The organism is Flavisericum labens, assembly GCF_045446075.1.
In the GTDB taxonomy this organism is placed as follows: Bacteria; Bacteroidota; Bacteroidia; order Flavobacteriales; family Flavobacteriaceae; genus Flavisericum; species Flavisericum labens.
Genome location: NZ_JBJJBQ010000002.1, coordinates 350,743 through 367,045, shown reverse-complemented (window position 1 = coordinate 367,045; position 16,303 = coordinate 350,743). Strand labels below are relative to the sequence as shown.

Below are 16,303 nucleotides of genomic sequence, written 5' to 3'. Positions count from 1 at the left end.
ATCTATTAGTTATCAAACCCGTATTTTTTATCCAGTTTATTCATTAATCTTACGTAAACAAAAATTAGTATTACAAATACATAAATTGATCCCTGTTGTGCGAACCAAAACCCTAATTTGAAGCCGCCTAATTTTATTTCATTTAAGGCATCTTTTAATAAAATTCCGGCTACAAAAGACACAAGGAACCAAATTGATAAAAGAATAAATAAATACCTGAGGTTTTCTTTCCAATAGGCTTTAGCATTGTTTTTTGCCATTTTAATTTAGTTTAGTTAGTGTTTTTTTCGATATCAATGAATTCTCAATTTTAATTATTCAGCGCCTAAATTTCAACAAATACATCATAAAGTGAACACTAATGACTGTTCTGTTTGAAACTTAAAACATTTTGATAAAAAATAGACTGAAAAACTAAGAACTTCAACAAAAACATCGTGTTAAAATGCTAATATAACATTTAGATTGTTAAAATCAATTAGTATTGCTCATTTATGGCCTTAAGAAAACAATTTTACGACATTCGTTTTAGGTATGATTTTATTTCCACAACAACTTTTGGAGCCAAAATAATTGTTGCGAATATGGTTGGAATTGCCATCAACGCAAAGACACCATCTATTAAATTTAGCATCGCGCTAAATGGCGAAACAGCAGCCACAATGATACTCAGAATATAAATGTAATTGTAGTAATGCTTTTTATTGGCTCCAATAATAAAGGACAAGCATTTTGCCCCATAGTATGAATACGAAAACAACGATGAAACACTAAAAATGAACACGCATACCATAAGCAAATAGCTTCCATAAATTGGCATGACATGACTAAATGCAGACGCCGTTAAACTCACGCCGTTATCTGATGTAGTTTCCCATACTCCGGTCACTAAAATAGCCAAAGCCGTTAAGGTACAAACCACTAAAGTGTCGATTGCTGGCCCCAACATAGCTACCAATCCCTCGCGAACCGGTTCATCGGTTTTGGCTGCACCATGAGCCATGGGTGCCGTTCCAATACCTGCCTCGTTTGAAAATGCCCCGCGCCGAATCCCCAAAAGCACCAAAGCCCCTATCATACCTCCAAAAAACGGGTCACCGTTGAAATTTTCTGCTGCAAAAGCATCGGTAAAAATCATTAAAAGATATTTAGGAACCTGATTATAATTTGAAATCAGAATAAAAACCACCAAACCAAAATACAGTAACACCATAGACGGTACTAATTTTGAGGCGGTATTGCTTATTCGATTTAATCCACCTAAGATAATTACAGATGTTATCAGCACTAAAACACCTGCCAATATGAGATTTGATTTTAATCCCACTTCAAAACCATTCGGGATTAGAATAATATCATTTACTGCCTGAGTTAACTGATTAACATTTACCACAGGTAGTGCGCCAATCATTCCAAAAACACTAAACATTACGGCTAAGGGTTTCCAAGACTTACCCAGGCCTTCAACAATAAAATACATAGGACCACCCTGTAATTCGCCAACACTATCTTTACCCCGATACATTACCGCCAACGTACAGGTAAAAAATTTGGTAGACATGCCCATAATGGCACTAACCCACATCCAGAACATAGCACCAGGCCCTCCAATTGAAATAGCAACGGCAACACCAGCGATGTTCCCCATGCCTAAGGTTGAAGATAAAGCCGTTGTTAATGCCTTGAAATGTGAAATTTGTCCGGGGTCATCGGGGTCATCATATTTACCGCGGAGTACCTCAATGGCATGACCTAGATATCTAAAAGGTAAAAACTTTGATAGGACCAAAAGATACGCCCCACCTCCAATCAACAAAATGAGCAAAGGTAGCCCCCAAACAAAATCAGAAAAATTTTTAATCAAATCCTCCATAAACGATTTGTATTTTATAAATATATCACTTTAAACATATTCTTTTTTCATTATTTAAAAGTATATTTAACTACTTAAAGACAAATTGTATTGCAGGCCAATCGCTTACATTTTATCGATGCCGTTAGGGCATTTGCTATTTTAATGATGCTGCAGGGACATTTTATTGACACCTTGTTGGCGGTAAATTTTAGAGACCAAAATGATATAGCTTATAACATTTGGTCTTATTTTCGGGGTATAACAGCCCCTACTTTCTTTACTATTTCTGGACTGGTTTTTACCTATTTATTACTGCGTGCTTATGCTAAAGGAAACGACAAACCCAGAATAAAGAAAGGACTGACGAGAGGCTTTGTTTTAATCGCCATTGGATACAGTTTACGCGTTAATATTTTCGGCTGGCTTAGTGGTTACTTTAATTCATATTTTTTGGTCATCGATGTGCTGCAATGCATCGGTTTTTCATTGATATGTCTTGTTGGACTTCACCTGTTGTTAAAAAAACATAGCTATTTGTTTTCGATATTTCTATTTTCAATTGGATGCTGTTGTTTCATCACCGAACCCATCTACAGAAATTTAAAATTTGAAAACATTCCAACGGTTTTTGCCAACTACTTGACCAAATCCAACGGTTCTGTATTTACCATTTTACCTTGGTTTGGTTATTCGGCTTTTGGTGCCTTTATTTCCACCGTGTTTTTTAGGCACGTACATCGCGAACGTTTTAAGACCATAACCATAGCAACTTTTTTTATGGTTGGATACTTTCTCATATACCACTCCTCCTGGATGTTAATGAAACTTTACGGATTAACGGAATTCGAACTGCTAGAACAAAGTGCCAACTACAACTATTTGTTTACGCGATTGGGCAATGTGCTTATTTTATTCGGATTGTTTTATGGTTTTGAACGGTTTTTAAAACAATCGATAATCGCTAAAATCGGTGAAAAAACCTTGTCCATATATGTCATCCATTTTATTTTGCTCTACGGAAGCTTTACTGGTTACGGAATAAAGCGATTTTTAAATAAATCTTTAAATCCCACGGAAGCTATTTTAGGTGCTCTTTTATTTATGATTATGGTATGTTTTATTTCTTTCCATTACGCTAAAACCAACGCATTTCTCTATAATTTGATCAGGAAAATCATCCATAAATTTAAATCTGAAAAAAATGGCGTATGACGAATACTTGGCCGATAGAATTAGGCGACAGTTACAGGAAAAACAAATCATGTTCGCAGAATTAAAAATGATGGGCGGTTTGTGTTTTAAAGTAGATAATAAAATGCTTTGTGGTATCCATATCGATAAAAAACGAGGAGATAGTTTATTGATGGCGCGTATTGGTGAATCGGTTTATCAAAAAGAACTCGAAAAGCCCGAATGTTTACCCATGGATTTTACGGGACGCCCAATGCGGGGCTATATTTTTATTACTGAAGATGGTTTTGATTCTGAAGATGAACTATCTTATTGGATTGATTTGTGTTTAGCTTTTAATCCTCAAGCAAAATCCAGTAAAAAGAAACGCAAAAAACAGTAAACAAAAAATACAAGGATTTTATGTGTGATTCTCAAGGAGAACTATAGTAATTCTCCATTAACGAATACTTAAAACATATCTTTAGTTAAATTAAAATTACTCTTTAGAAGCTAACCAACGTTCAGCGTTTATCTTTTTTATTTAAATTTTGAAACGCCTTCTTTTAACCAATTGTAATACTCATCAACATCGGGCGTATAGGCTACAGGATCAATCAAATTTTCTTCATCGTGCCCCATCAAAACATAAAAGGGCTGTGAATTGGTTTTATATTTTATAGTTTGCAGTTCACTCCATTTTTGTCCGATATATTTCAGCTTTTTTCCCGGCTTCAGTTTGGAATCGACGATTTCATCTTCCTTTAATTCACGCTTGTCATCAACATATAACGATATCAAAACCACATCGTTTTTTAGAATATCTAAAACTTTAGGTTTTACCCAAACCTTCTGTTCCATTTTTCGGCAATTAACACAGGCATGCCCTGTAAAATCGAGCATTATGGGTTTACCAACTTTTTTGGCATAGGCCAAGCCTTTATAATAATCATTAAAAGCCAAAATATTGTGTGGAGGCATTAAATGGGCACCTTCAGGAATGTCGCCATGACCTGCTGAACCATCAGAACCCAATTGGGTATAACCCACACCATAAGGTGACTCGCTATAATGTTGTGGCGGCGGAAATGCACTGATTAAATTCAACGGGGCACCCCAAAGTCCAGGAATCATATAAATGGTAAATGATAAAACTAAAAGCCCCAGGCTTAAACGCCCCACTGAAATATGAGTTAATGGCGAATCGTGGGGTAATTGTATTTTCCCAAAAAGGTAAAACGCTAAAGCACCAAATATAGCAATCCAAATAGCAATAAACACCTCGCGTTCAAGAATATGTAATTGCAGCACTAAATCGGCATTGGAAAGGAATTTAAATGCCAAAGCCAACTCCAAAAAGCCCAAAACCACTTTTACAGTGTTTAGCCATCCACCAGATTTTGGCAATGAATTTAACCATCCCGGGAATGCTGCAAACAAAGCAAACGGTAATGCAATGGCCAATGAAAAGCCTAACATACCTACAATAGGTCCAATTTGACTGCCACCAGATGCAGCTTCTACCAACAAGGTACCAACAATAGGTCCCGTACAAGAAAAGGACACGATAGCCAAGGCCAAGGCCATAAAGAATATACCAATATATCCGCCTCTATCGGCTTGTCGGTCTACTTTATTTGCCCAAGAATTAGGCAACATGATTTCGAAAGCTCCTAAAAAAGAAGCAGCAAAAACCAATAGTAATAAGAAAAAAGCCAAATTGAACCATACATTGGTTGATAGGGCGTTAAGGGCATCGGCACCAAAAACTAAACTTACCAATGTGCCCAACAACACATAAATAATAATGATGGACAACCCATAAATAATAGCATTTCTAATGCCAATGGCTTTATTTTCACTCTGTTTGGTGAAGAAACTTACCGTCATAGGAATCATCGGGAAAACGCAAGGCGTTAACAAAGCTGCAAAACCCGATAAAAAGGCAATGATAAAAATAGACCATAAACCTTTTTTAGATTCTGGTGTTTTAGAAACGGTTGAAGAGGCTTCGGAAACATCAACGATTGCTTCATTTTTGGTAGTTGAAACACCTTGAAAATTAAATTCCAGATCTACTTCGGTTGGTGGTAAGCATCTAGTATCATCGCACACCATAAATTCCACAAAACCAGCAATAGTTTCAATATTTCCCTTAAGCTTTATTTTTTGTTTGAATGTGGCCGTTTCATCAAAATATTTAATTTCCATTTCAAACACGGGGTCGTTCACAGTATGCCCTTTGTCTTCATCGGTATTTCCGACAATTTTAAAATTGCCTTCGCTATCATCATAAATAAATGAGGTTGGAATAGGTCCATCTTCCGGAACATCCTGCGAATATAAATGCCACCCATTTTCAATGGTAGCTTTTGAAACTAAATAGTATTCGGTATCGGATATTTTTTCAACGGAAGTTTCCCATTTAACAGGTTCTAATACTTGAGAAAATGTACTTACCGAAAATACGAGTGCCGTTAAAGCAAAAAGAAAATTCTTCATCATGTATAATTCTGATTTATTTTACGTTGAATACTAAATCCACTTCGGTTGGAGGCAAACATCTAGTGTCATCACAAACCATAAACTCTACAACACCGTTTACATCAAAAGGCGCTTTTCCTTTTAATTTAATGCGCTGTTTAAAATCGGCCTTGGTATCAAAATACTTAATTTCCATTTCGAAAATAGGGTCTTTAACGGTATGTCCTTCCTCTTCAGAAGTATTTCCTTTTTTTAGAAAATTACGGCCACTTTGGAAGCTGAAGCTTGTTGGTATTGGACCATCTTCAGGCACACCTTGTGCGTATAAATGCCAGCCTTCGTCAATGGTTGCAGTGGCTACTAATTCGTATTCTGTAGCTGATATTTTATTAACGGATGTAGACCATTTTACAGGTTCTAATACTTGTGCCTGCCCTACTAGTGTAGACATAAACACAACAAATAAAATTAATTTTTTCATGTTTAATTTTCCTTATTTAGGTTTTTTTGGTTTAAATATGATTTCATAAGATTGTTTGTTATTGATTATTTCTTGAGCAATCTTTTGAATATCCTTTGCTGTCATACCATTTACAATATATTCAAAGTTTATAGAATCATTCATGTTTTCTCCAAATCGATAAAAAGCTTTTAGCATTTGCATATTGAAACTATTATAACCTTCTACTTGTTCTTGCTCTTTAATTAAATTGGTTCTTATCTTTTCTAAATCAATTGCACTTATTGTTTCATCCACTATTTTTTGAAACTCATTTTTTACAGTATCTGCTAATTTATCGGCCATATCTGGATTGCAATCAAAATTAAACGATACAATAGCCTGAGATTTTGGTTGTCTACAAAACTAGCACGTGCACTCGGGCTATAAGCGCCTCCTTCAGCCTCTCTTGCGGTTTTGGTAACACGTAAATGTAAAATACCTCCTAAAACTCTAGCAAAAATAACATTCTCTTTGCTATATGGCATTTATTTTTTATATATGATATTAATTGTTGCCTTAAGATCTTCCATGGCAAGGTAAATATCTTTATCTATTTGGTCTGAAATCCAATCTATAGAATTATCTTTATATGATTCTGAAACCTTCTCACTAGGTATTCTATATATATATTTTACTAAAGGAGGTTTTAATGCCTCTTCTTTAACACCTCCCACAATAAAAATTCGAAATCGGAAACATTAGCAAAACGTCCAATATGTATTGCGCCAAAAGATAAGAGGCTTTATGAATAACGGCTTGACCTTATAAGTTCGTCATATTTATATTCAATCTTTTAGGGTTTTGATGTAAAGTTTTAATGTTGTACCCATAATTTTTTAAACGTTTGTTTAAGGTTAATGATTTTGATTAACCCTTGCTTTTTCCAAATCTATAATGATGTTTTCCTATTCAATTATTCCTGCTGTTTTTTTCTTATGGCTCCCTTAGCACTTCTGCCTACCGCTTTTAATATCTCATTATTCAAATCTATATCGTTTGTATTTTTTTCCCTTTGGGCATCACGCCTGGCCTTATTATCAGCACGCCTCTTCTTTCTATAGTCTGATTTAGTTAATGCCTTTGTTTTTTCTGATGTAACTTCATCCTCCAAAATAATATTAACTTTAACCTGATTTTCCACAGTAAATTCTTTAGTTTTAAATCCAGAAGAACCAATAACCAGTACGGTCCCTTTCTCTGCCTTTAAATTGAAATTTCCGTCAAAATCTGTTTTGATTACATTCGATTTGCCTTTTATCAATATATCTGCCCCTGTTAAAGGTAAGCCGTGTACATCGCTCACATTTCCCTCTATCATGATTTCATTTTTCAGACCCTCTTCGAGATTGACCTGCCCAAATACAATAATTGGAAATGCAATAAATAATATTAGCAGTTTTCTCATTGGTTGATTATTTTATTAAAGATAAGAATTATAATAAAGCGTTGGGATAATCCAAGTAATGTTAGATGATTTAAGCTCCTAAGTTAATTCTGTAATTTTTTTTAAGATGCCGGATTTTGTATATGATGGTGTACGTACCATCTGATTTAACTCTTCTTTTGTCGAGTTTGGTTTTTACAGTTGCCATAATTGGTAGTATTATGGTCAAAGTGTGCGTCGTATTGTGCACGTTTTGTGTCAGAAAGTAACCTCCTAATCTGGTTCTCTGAAAAATTAGAAACCAGTATAAACAAAGAAACCTGCTGAATATCAACAGGTTCTTGTGATTGCGACAGGATTGAATATCCAAAGCGTACCGCTTTGAAAATAGTCCAAACAAAAAAACGCTCAAGCGTGCTTGGCGTTTTTTCTTATTACACTATTTATTCGTGATCGCGACAGGATTCGAACCTGTGACCGTCTGCTTAGAAGGCAGATGCTCTATCCAACTGAGCTACGCGACCTTTAATATTAAGAAAAATATAATTTTATTTTTCCAGTGCGCAAATATAAAATTAACTACATATCTAACCAAAAGAAATAGTATAATTTTAAATAATTAATGTATTGTCTTATTCAAAAAATCATAAACAGTTCAATCTCCACAATTTAAAACCGACAATCCATGGTATTAAATCTATAATTTGTCTATTATTCTATATTTGAAGCTTATTTTTGTTATTATAAAAGCCTAAACAGGATTAAATATGAGCAATACGCTAATTAATATTGTAAAAACAAGTTTCATCTCCAACTTTCAAACAACGCCCATTCTTATTTTTTCGCCAGGAAGAATAAATATTATAGGAGAGCACACCGATTATAACGACGGATTTGTATTTCCTGCAGCCGTAGATAAAGGCATTGCAGCAGCCATTCAAAAAACAGACAGCAATAAATCCATAGCCTATGCCTTGGATTTGAACAGTAAAATTGAATTCGACTTAAACAACTTAAAACCTTCAAAAGAAGGCAGCTGGGAAAACTACGTCTTCGGTGTTGTGGCCGAAATACAAAACCGGAATAAAGTTGTAGGCAACTTCAATATCATGTTTAAGGGAAACATTCCAGGAGGTGCCGGAATGTCGTCTTCTGCCGCTCTAGAAAACAGTGTGGTTTTTGGGTTGAATGAGCTTTTTAATCTTGGTCTTACCAAAGAAGAGATGATACTCATATCGCAAAAAGCCGAGCACAACTATGTGGGAGTAAATTGCGGCATTATGGACCAATACGCCAGTATGTTTGGTATTAAGAACAATGCTCTCCTATTGGATTGCAGAACCATAGAAGCGAAGCCTTACGAAATTGATTTTAAAGACCATCAACTTATGCTTATCAACACCAATGTAAAGCATAGCCTTTCTGACAGTGCTTACAACGACAGACGTTCAGCATGTGAAAATATAGCTGAATTATTGGGCATAAAAGCACTAAGAGATGCAACCGAAAGTGATTTGGAAAAAATAAAAAATCAGGTAACCCCCGAAAATTACCAAAAAGCCTTATATGTTATTCAAGAAAACGAAAGAGCTGTAAAAGCATCAAAGGCCATCGAAGATAATGATTTGGAGACTTTGGGAAAACTTATCTATGCATCGCACGATGGGCTATCCAAGCAATATAAAGTAAGCTGTGACGAATTGGACTTTCTTGTAGGACAAGCCAAAACAAATAATGAAGTGCTGGGCGCTCGAATGATGGGCGGTGGCTTTGGTGGTTGCACCATTAATTTGGTATCCAAAAAGGAAGCCAAAAAATTTGCGGAAACTGCATCAAAAGCCTATAAAGAAAAATTCGATAAAGAATGTTCAGTTTATTTTATTGAACTTGAAGATGGTACTCATATTGTAAACTAACTAAAATAAATATTGAAATGAAAAATACCGATTTACAAGATTATTCTCATAAAAGATTAAATATACTCACTGGCGAATGGGTTTTGGTTTCTCCGCATCGCGCTAAAAGACCATGGCAGGGGCAAAATGAAGCCGTTTCAAATGAAGTTCGCCCTTCTTATGACGAATCTTGTTACTTGTGCGCTGGAAACACTCGTATTAATGGCGAGGTAAATCCAAAATACGATGACGTTTTTGTATTTACCAACGATTTTGCCGCCTTGCAAAGCGATTCTAAAATATTTTCTGTCAACGACGGACTCCTAACTGCCGAAAGTGAAACGGGCATTTGCAAAGTAATCTGTTTTAGTCCAGACCACTCTAAAAGCTTGGCCGATATGGCTCCAAAAGCCATTGAAAAAGTGGTGTTGGCATGGCAAAAAGAATTTAAAGCACTGGCCGATAATCCAAATATCAATTACGTACAGATTTTTGAAAACAAAGGTGCTGTTATGGGCTGTAGCAATCCGCACCCGCACGGGCAAATATGGAGCCAGTCTACCTTGCCAAACGAAGTAGATAAAAAACACACCCAACAGCTCAACTATTTCAATAATAACAATAGTAGTCTTTTAGGAGATTACCTAAAACAAGAACTGGAAAAACAGGAGCGCATTATTTTTGAAAATGATGGTTTTGTGGTTTTGGTGCCATTTTGGGCAGTTTGGCCTTTCGAGACGATGATTATTCCCAAAAAACACCAATCGAATATTTTAAAAATGTCCAGTGAAGAAACCTATCAGTATGCTGAGGCCATATCGGTAATAACGAAGGCTTACGACAAGATTTTCAATACATCATTCCCCTACTCCAGCGGCATCCACCAAGCACCCACAGATGGTAACGACAACAGACATTGGCACTGGCACATGAGCTTTTACCCGCCATTGCTGCGTAGCGCAACGGTTAAAAAATTCATGGTAGGTTACGAAATGTTCGGTTCGCCGCAACGTGATATTACCGCAGAATCAGCTGTAAAAATGATTAGAGCTCTGTTGTAACTTCTCCAATAAAATACTTTACAAAACCTGTTGCTTCCTAACAGGTTTTTTTATTTTTAAACACTTTCATAATAAATCATACCTTCAAAAGTTATATTTTTAACCCACAAAACATGCGCCTTTAATGAAACGTTACTTTTACTTTATACTTACTTTAGGATTTTTATTGCTTTGGAGCTCATGCCGAAAAGATTTTGAATTTGCTCCAAGCACTGGTCAGCTTGAATTTTCAAAAGACACTGTTTATCTCGATACGGTTTTTACCAATATTGGCTCCAGCACGTACAACTTAACGGTTTACAATAGAAGTGACAATGATATTTCAATTCCTTCATTGCGGTTGGCTTTGGGTGAATCTTCAAATTACCGATTGAACGTTGATGGCATGGCCGGAAAAACTTTTGATAATATTGAAATTTTATCGAAAGACAGTTTATATATTTTTGTTGAATCAACCATCGATTTCAACAATTTCAACAATCCAACTGGTGAGTATTTATACACCGACCAAATAGAATTTGATGCAGGAAGCAATCTGCAAAAAGTAGAATTGGTCACTTTAGTTAAAGATGCCATTTTTATTTATCCAGAACGTGATGGCACTACTAAGGTTATTGAAACGCTCACCCTGAATTTAGGTGGAGAACTGTTTGAAACCGATTTGCAGGGACGCGAGCTCCGTGACGACGAACTCACATTTACTAACGAAAAACCTTATGTTATTTATGGTTTTGCCACCGTTCCAACCGGTAAAACCTTAACCGTTGAAGCTGGAGCACGACTTCATTTTCATGATAATTCTGGACTAATTGTTTCCAACGGGGCTTCTATAAACGTGAATGGCGTCTACAGTACCGACCAAGAGTTACTGGAAAACGAAGTGATTTTTGAAGGCGACCGCTTAGAGCCATTATATAGTGACGTACCTGGGCAATGGGGAGCTATTTGGCTATTGGATGGCAGTGTAAACAACACCATCAATTACGCTACTATTAAAAATTCTACCATTGGTATTTTGTGTGATGGCAATCCCAATGGAATCAACAACAAATTGACCATGACCAATTCACAAGTTTATAACTCCAGTAGCTTTGGTGTTTTGGGCCGTAATACATCTATTTTGGGCGAAAACGTAATTATTAATAATTCGGGGCTGTCTTCGTTTGCGGGTACATTGGGCGGCAAGTACAATTTTACACATAGTACCATTGCCAATTATTGGGATACCAGTGCACGGCAATTTCCTGCATTATTGCTAAATAATTTTGTTTTGGATGAAGACAACAATGCAGCCCTAGCCGATTTAACCGAAGCCAACTTTAACAACTGCATTATTTATGGAAACGATAACCCCGAAATTTTGTTAGATGAGTTGGAAGACGACAATGTGGTGTTCAATTTTAAGTTCACCAATTGCCTCATTCGTTTTGATAGTCGAAACACAAACCTTACTGGGCCTAATTATGATTTGGAAGATACCAATCTTTATGAAGGTAATATTTTCAACCAAGACCCCAACTTTTTAAATTCCGATGAAAATCAACTGATTATTGGTGAGGATTCTGCAGCTATAAACCGCGGCTTGGCTTCCTTTGCCTTACAAGTGCCATTCGATATTTTAAATATTGACAGAACCACTTCACCAGATTTAGGCGCTTACCAACATATTACTTTTCCTGAAGAAGAAGAAAACTAAAAACAACTGAATTTGATTCTATAAAAAGTTTGAATTAACTTCGTTTCCTAGTATACAAAAGTTGACCATCCTAAACATGCTTCAAACATAGATGACAAGATTTTGTTATACTCAAGTTAACAATAATTATGCACTGCCATTTCCAATATAGTAAATTAAACTAGAACACTAAACATAAACTAAAACCCAATGGTATTTTCTAAGCACCTGAGAAAAATCAAAATCTTATTTTTCATTATAATATTAACTCCTTTCGGCTTAACGCACGCTCAAGATGTTTTTATTTCCAACACACAAAACCGAACCTATACGAGTTTAAATGGTAAATGGGAATATATTTTGGACCGCTATCAAACGGGAAGATTGGGCTTTATGCCCATTTATAAAAATGCCATATCCAAAGATAAAACAGACCGTGTGGAATATAGTTTTGATTCAGGCCAAACCCTTTGGGTTCCCGGCAACTGGAACTCTCAAAAACCCGAGCTTACCTATTATGAAGGAAATATTTGGTACAAACGCACCTTCAACAAAAATAATATAGACCCCAACAAACGCTATTTCATCAATATTGGTGCCGCCAACTACATCACCACTGTTACGTTTAACGGTGAAATTTTAGGAAAACATGAGGGCGGATTTACGCCATTTTCATTCGAAATCACCGGTTTATTAAAAGCAAAAGATAACTTTTTAATCATTGGCGTTAACAATACCCGAAAGCCAGAAAATATCCCTGCTGAAGTTACCGATTGGTTCAACCACGGTGGCATCATTCGCGATGTTAAATTAATCGAAGTCCCTAAAACTTTTATCGGTAATTATTTTATAGCACTTGATAAATCGACGCTCAACAAAAGAACGAAAAAAATAAACGGTAAAATTGAGCTTGTTGGTGACCATTTTCCTGAAAGTGCCAAAATCAAAATTCCAGAATTAAATGTAAACCAAATCATTAAAATTAATCCGAACGGCATAACCAAATTTTCAGTTGAGGCTAGAAATATTGAATTATGGTCGCCCGAAATCCCTAAATTATATCAAGTGATTTTAGAGACCGGTGCTGACACTCTTGAAGACCAAATTGGTTTTAGAACCATTGAAACAGTTGGAAAACAAATTTTATTAAACGGCAAGCCCATTTTCTTAAGAGGTATTTGTTTACATGACGAAAACCCACTTAGAAAAGACAGAGCCAATACTATTGAAGATGCCAAATTAATGCTGGACTGGGCGGAGCAACTGGGCTGCAACTTTTTAAGGTTAGCCCATTACCCTCATCAAGAAAACATTGTTCGCCTTGCCGATCAAAAAGGTATTTTACTTTGGGAGGAGTTGCCTTTGTATTGGGGTATTCAATGGGGAAATCCAGAAGTACTCAAAAAAGCCAAACAACAGTATTCAGAACTTATCAATCGAGATTATAACCGAGCCTGTTCCATTATTTGGTCCATAGCCAATGAAACGGCTCCAAATGAAAAGCGCACTGCCTTTTTATCTGAATTGGCCGACTACATTAGAGGTATAGATAACACCCGATTAATTTCTGCAGCTATCAAAAAAGACCAAGAAAAAGATGGACATCCAGACAGTGTTTACACCTATAACGACCCCCTTATCGAAAAACTGGATATTATCAGTTTAAATGAATATCTGGGATGGTATGGCGGTTTACCTGAGGAAGCCAAAAAAAAATCGTTTACATCAAGCTATGAAAAACCTATTATTATAAGTGAGTTTGGTAGCGGAGCCCTGCAAGGTTTTCATGCTGATAAATTAACCCGTTGGAGTGAAGAATTCCAAGAATACCACTACAAAGAAAGCATTGCCATGTTCGACAAGATTGACGGCTTAGCTGGTATGACACCGTGGATTCTTGTTGATTTTATGTCACCGTTAAGACAGTTAAGAGGCGTTCAAGATGGCTGGAACCGAAAAGGTGTGATTTCTGAAAAAGGACAAAAGAAAAAAGCTTTTTATGTTTTACAGGATTACTATAAAACTAAGGAATAGCATTTCAGTATAGAATAAATCACCTCAAACAAACCACAAAGAAATAATATCTGTTGATGAAGTGCCTCAAGGTTTTGCTAATGTTATATGCATTTTTTTTGACTGAACATGCAATATGCCAAAACGCAGATAAAATTGGAGAGGTGGAAATTATGTTTTCCATACCATACGTCAATAACTTTTACTCACAACCCGAAGGAGAAACCAATAAATCTGGTATTGGGTTTTGGGGTGTTTCAGGTTCTGTAGGATATCAATATTCCAAAAACAAATTTGCAAGTATTGTGTTTAGTAATCAAATGGAATATGAAGTTCCTGTACCAATGGGAATAGATTATATAGATGGTATTTTAGAAGACCAATATTCCAGTAATATTAGCTTAATTAATAACCATAATTTGAAAAAGTTCATAATTGGTTATGGTTTAAGTTATACATGGTACACATGGCGCATAAGATACTTTGGAGAAGATTATATGCCGCCAAATCAAATTGGTAAATCGGTTTCTAATCAATCATTAGGTTTAAATTTAAATACATACTACAAGATTGGTAGACATTTGAATATTGGTATAGTATATCGCCCTGATTTTTTTATGGTTAACCCATCATCCAAATTAAAATATCAACATTCAATAAGTTTAGACTTCTGTTGGAGGTGGAGAATAAGTAAGAAGAAAAGTTAATTGCAACTAAAATCATCATCAAAATCTTCTATTTATGATAATCAATATTTAAATAAATTACTTTACAATTAAAAACAAAAAATCCCGCTACTTGACGGGATTTTTTATTGTCAACCTGAACTTGTTTCAGGTTCTCTCTATATTATGTGATGCTGAATTATGCGATGCTGAACCAAGTTCAACATGACGACACTCTATACAAACAAAGGCTTACCTTTCATCATAGCGTTTACTTTCACTTTTACTGCTTCTAAAGTGGTATCGTCTTCAAAATTGGTAATCACTTCATCCAACAATTCAACAATAGCTAGCATATCGTCTTCTTTTAATCCACGCGTCGTTACTGCAGCAACACCCAAACGGATACCCGAGGTTACAAATGGCGACTTATCATCAAAAGGCACCATATTCTTATTCACCGTAATATCGGCTTTAACCAAGGCTTGCTCAGCATCTTTCCCAGAAAGGTTCTTGTTACGCAAATCAATCAGCATACAGTGGTTATCGGTTCCACCAGAAATAATGTTGTATCCTTTTTCAACCAAGGCATCTGCCATTTTGCTGGCATTTTTCTTAACCTGCAACTGGTAGTTTAAAAAGTTGTCTGTTAACGCTTCTCCGAAAGCAATAGCTTTGGCCGCAATAATATGCTCTAATGGACCTCCTTGATTTCCAGGGAATACAGCAGAGTCCAATAAAGACGACATTTTACGTAAGTTTCCGTTTTTCAATTTTATTCCGAAAGGGTTTTCAAAATCCTGCCCCATCATAATCATTCCACCTCTTGGACCACGCAATGTTTTATGCGTTGTGGTCGTTACAACGTGACAGTGCGGAAGTGGGTCGTTTAATATACCTTTGGCAATCAAACCAGCAGGATGCGATATATCGGCTAACAAAATAGCTCCAACGCTATCAGCTATTTCTCTAAAACGCTTAAAATCGATATCACGAGAATAAGCAGAAGCACCAGCAATGATTAATTTAGGTTGCTCTTTAGTGGCAATCTCTTGAATTTTATCGTAGTTTAAAACACCTGTTTCTTGCTCAACACCATAAAAAACAGGGTTGTATAATTTACCAGAAAAATTTACTGGCGAACCGTGCGTTAAATGCCCACCGTGCGAAAGGTCGAAGCCTAAAATTTTATCGCCTGGCTTTAAACACGCATGGTAAACCGCCGTATTAGCCTGACTACCAGAGTGTGGCTGTACATTAACGTAAGCCGCACCGAACAATGTTTTTGCTCTATCAATGGCTATTTGTTCTACCTCATCAACCACTTCACAACCGCCATAATAGCGTTTTCCAGGGTAACCCTCTGCATATTTATTAGTTAATACCGATCCGGCAGCTTCCATAACTTGTTCGCTTACAAAATTCTCTGAAGCAATCAGTTCAATACCATGTAATTGGCGCTCTTTTTCGGCTTGTATAAGTTCAAAAATTTGTTCGTCGCGTTGCATATAAAATGATGTTCTAGTTAAATATTCGGCAAAAATAACAAATAGATTACTTAACGCCACCAAAAAATGTGCATTTAGTGTGAAGTTTTTA

General features: G+C 36.0%; 16 protein-coding genes and 1 tRNA gene. 7 read left to right on the top strand and 10 right to left on the bottom strand.

Going from position 1 to position 16,303, the window contains the following annotated elements; translation table 11 throughout:
- Positions 1 to 5 precede the first annotated feature (5 nt).
- Positions 6 to 260, bottom strand: coding sequence for a DUF4212 domain-containing protein (locus tag ACIEHO_RS05285; protein WP_406969388.1), 255 nt, complete (start codon positions 258 to 260; stop codon positions 6 to 8).
- 254 nt (positions 261 to 514) lie between these two features.
- The gene (locus ACIEHO_RS05280; RefSeq protein ID WP_406969386.1) at positions 515 to 1,873 is read right to left on the bottom strand and encodes an alanine/glycine:cation symporter family protein; all 1,359 of its coding nucleotides are present in this window, start codon (positions 1,871 to 1,873) and stop codon (positions 515 to 517) included.
- 90 nt (positions 1,874 to 1,963) lie between these two features.
- Here ACIEHO_RS05280 and ACIEHO_RS05275 point away from each other — a divergent pair, with 90 nt between their 5' ends.
- Together ACIEHO_RS05275 and ACIEHO_RS05270 are read left to right on the top strand one after the other, a co-directional pair.
- Complete coding sequence (locus ACIEHO_RS05275) at positions 1,964 to 3,067, top strand: heparan-alpha-glucosaminide N-acetyltransferase domain-containing protein (protein ID WP_406969384.1); 1,104 nt, start codon at positions 1,964 to 1,966, stop codon at positions 3,065 to 3,067.
- Positions 3,057 to 3,428, top strand: a complete 372-nt coding sequence (locus ACIEHO_RS05270) for a TfoX/Sxy family protein (protein ID WP_406969382.1) — start codon at positions 3,057 to 3,059, stop codon at positions 3,426 to 3,428. The genes ACIEHO_RS05275 and ACIEHO_RS05270 overlap by 11 nt, the downstream gene beginning before the upstream one ends.
- A 137-nt stretch (positions 3,429 to 3,565) precedes the next feature.
- Here ACIEHO_RS05270 and ACIEHO_RS05265 read toward each other — a convergent pair whose 3' ends face one another.
- The 7 genes from ACIEHO_RS05265 to ACIEHO_RS05235 all read right to left on the bottom strand — a co-directional run bounded on the left by ACIEHO_RS05265 (position 3,566) and on the right by ACIEHO_RS05235 (position 7,919).
- Entirely contained in the window at positions 3,566 to 5,527 is a 1,962-nt protein-coding gene (locus ACIEHO_RS05265) for a protein-disulfide reductase DsbD family protein (RefSeq protein ID WP_406969847.1), read from the bottom strand.
- 16 nt (positions 5,528 to 5,543) lie between these two features.
- Positions 5,544 to 5,990, bottom strand: coding sequence for a protein-disulfide reductase DsbD domain-containing protein (locus ACIEHO_RS05260; RefSeq protein WP_406969380.1), 447 nt, complete (start codon positions 5,988 to 5,990; stop codon positions 5,544 to 5,546).
- 12 nt (positions 5,991 to 6,002) lie between these two features.
- Positions 6,003 to 6,314: a peptidase M16 family protein gene (locus tag ACIEHO_RS05255; RefSeq protein ID WP_406969378.1), complete on the bottom strand. Its 312-nt coding sequence runs from the start codon at positions 6,312 to 6,314 to the stop codon at positions 6,003 to 6,005.
- Positions 6,299 to 6,496 carry a hypothetical protein gene (locus ACIEHO_RS05250; RefSeq protein ID WP_406969376.1) on the bottom strand — a complete coding sequence of 66 codons (198 nt, stop codon included), beginning with the start codon at positions 6,494 to 6,496 and terminating at the stop codon, positions 6,299 to 6,301. The genes ACIEHO_RS05255 and ACIEHO_RS05250 overlap by 16 nt, the downstream gene beginning before the upstream one ends.
- Complete coding sequence (locus ACIEHO_RS05245) at positions 6,497 to 6,685, bottom strand: hypothetical protein (protein WP_406969374.1); 189 nt, start codon at positions 6,683 to 6,685, stop codon at positions 6,497 to 6,499.
- Positions 6,686 to 6,924: 239 nt separating this feature from the next.
- On the bottom strand, positions 6,925 to 7,416 hold the full coding sequence (locus tag ACIEHO_RS05240) for a carboxypeptidase-like regulatory domain-containing protein (protein WP_406969373.1): 492 nt from the start codon (positions 7,414 to 7,416) through the stop codon (positions 6,925 to 6,927).
- Between the two features lie 429 nt (positions 7,417 to 7,845).
- Positions 7,846 to 7,919, bottom strand: a tRNA-Arg gene (locus ACIEHO_RS05235).
- 243 nt (positions 7,920 to 8,162) lie between these two features.
- On the opposite strand from ACIEHO_RS05235, the gene galK reads away from it, so the two are divergent.
- The 5 genes from galK to ACIEHO_RS05210 all read left to right on the top strand — a co-directional run bounded on the left by galK (position 8,163) and on the right by ACIEHO_RS05210 (position 14,746).
- On the top strand, positions 8,163 to 9,311 hold the full coding sequence (galK, locus tag ACIEHO_RS05230) for a galactokinase (RefSeq protein WP_406969371.1): 1,149 nt from the start codon (positions 8,163 to 8,165) through the stop codon (positions 9,309 to 9,311).
- A gap of 17 nt (positions 9,312 to 9,328) precedes the next feature.
- Positions 9,329 to 10,351, top strand: coding sequence for a UDP-glucose--hexose-1-phosphate uridylyltransferase (locus ACIEHO_RS05225; protein WP_406969369.1), 1,023 nt, complete (start codon positions 9,329 to 9,331; stop codon positions 10,349 to 10,351).
- A gap of 124 nt (positions 10,352 to 10,475) precedes the next feature.
- A complete protein-coding gene (locus tag ACIEHO_RS05220) occupies positions 10,476 to 12,047 on the top strand; it encodes a hypothetical protein (RefSeq protein ID WP_406969367.1) in 1,572 nt (523 codons plus the stop codon).
- A gap of 189 nt (positions 12,048 to 12,236) precedes the next feature.
- On the top strand, positions 12,237 to 14,060 hold the full coding sequence (locus ACIEHO_RS05215) for a glycoside hydrolase family 2 protein (protein WP_406969365.1): 1,824 nt from the start codon (positions 12,237 to 12,239) through the stop codon (positions 14,058 to 14,060).
- 98 nt (positions 14,061 to 14,158) lie between these two features.
- Positions 14,159 to 14,746, top strand: coding sequence for a hypothetical protein (locus ACIEHO_RS05210; RefSeq protein WP_406969363.1), 588 nt, complete (start codon positions 14,159 to 14,161; stop codon positions 14,744 to 14,746).
- 194 nt (positions 14,747 to 14,940) lie between these two features.
- On the opposite strand, the gene glyA is transcribed toward ACIEHO_RS05210, so the two are convergent.
- The gene (gene glyA / locus ACIEHO_RS05205; RefSeq protein WP_406969845.1) at positions 14,941 to 16,212 is read right to left on the bottom strand and encodes a serine hydroxymethyltransferase; all 1,272 of its coding nucleotides are present in this window, start codon (positions 16,210 to 16,212) and stop codon (positions 14,941 to 14,943) included.
- Between the last annotated feature and the right edge of the window lie 91 nt (positions 16,213 to 16,303).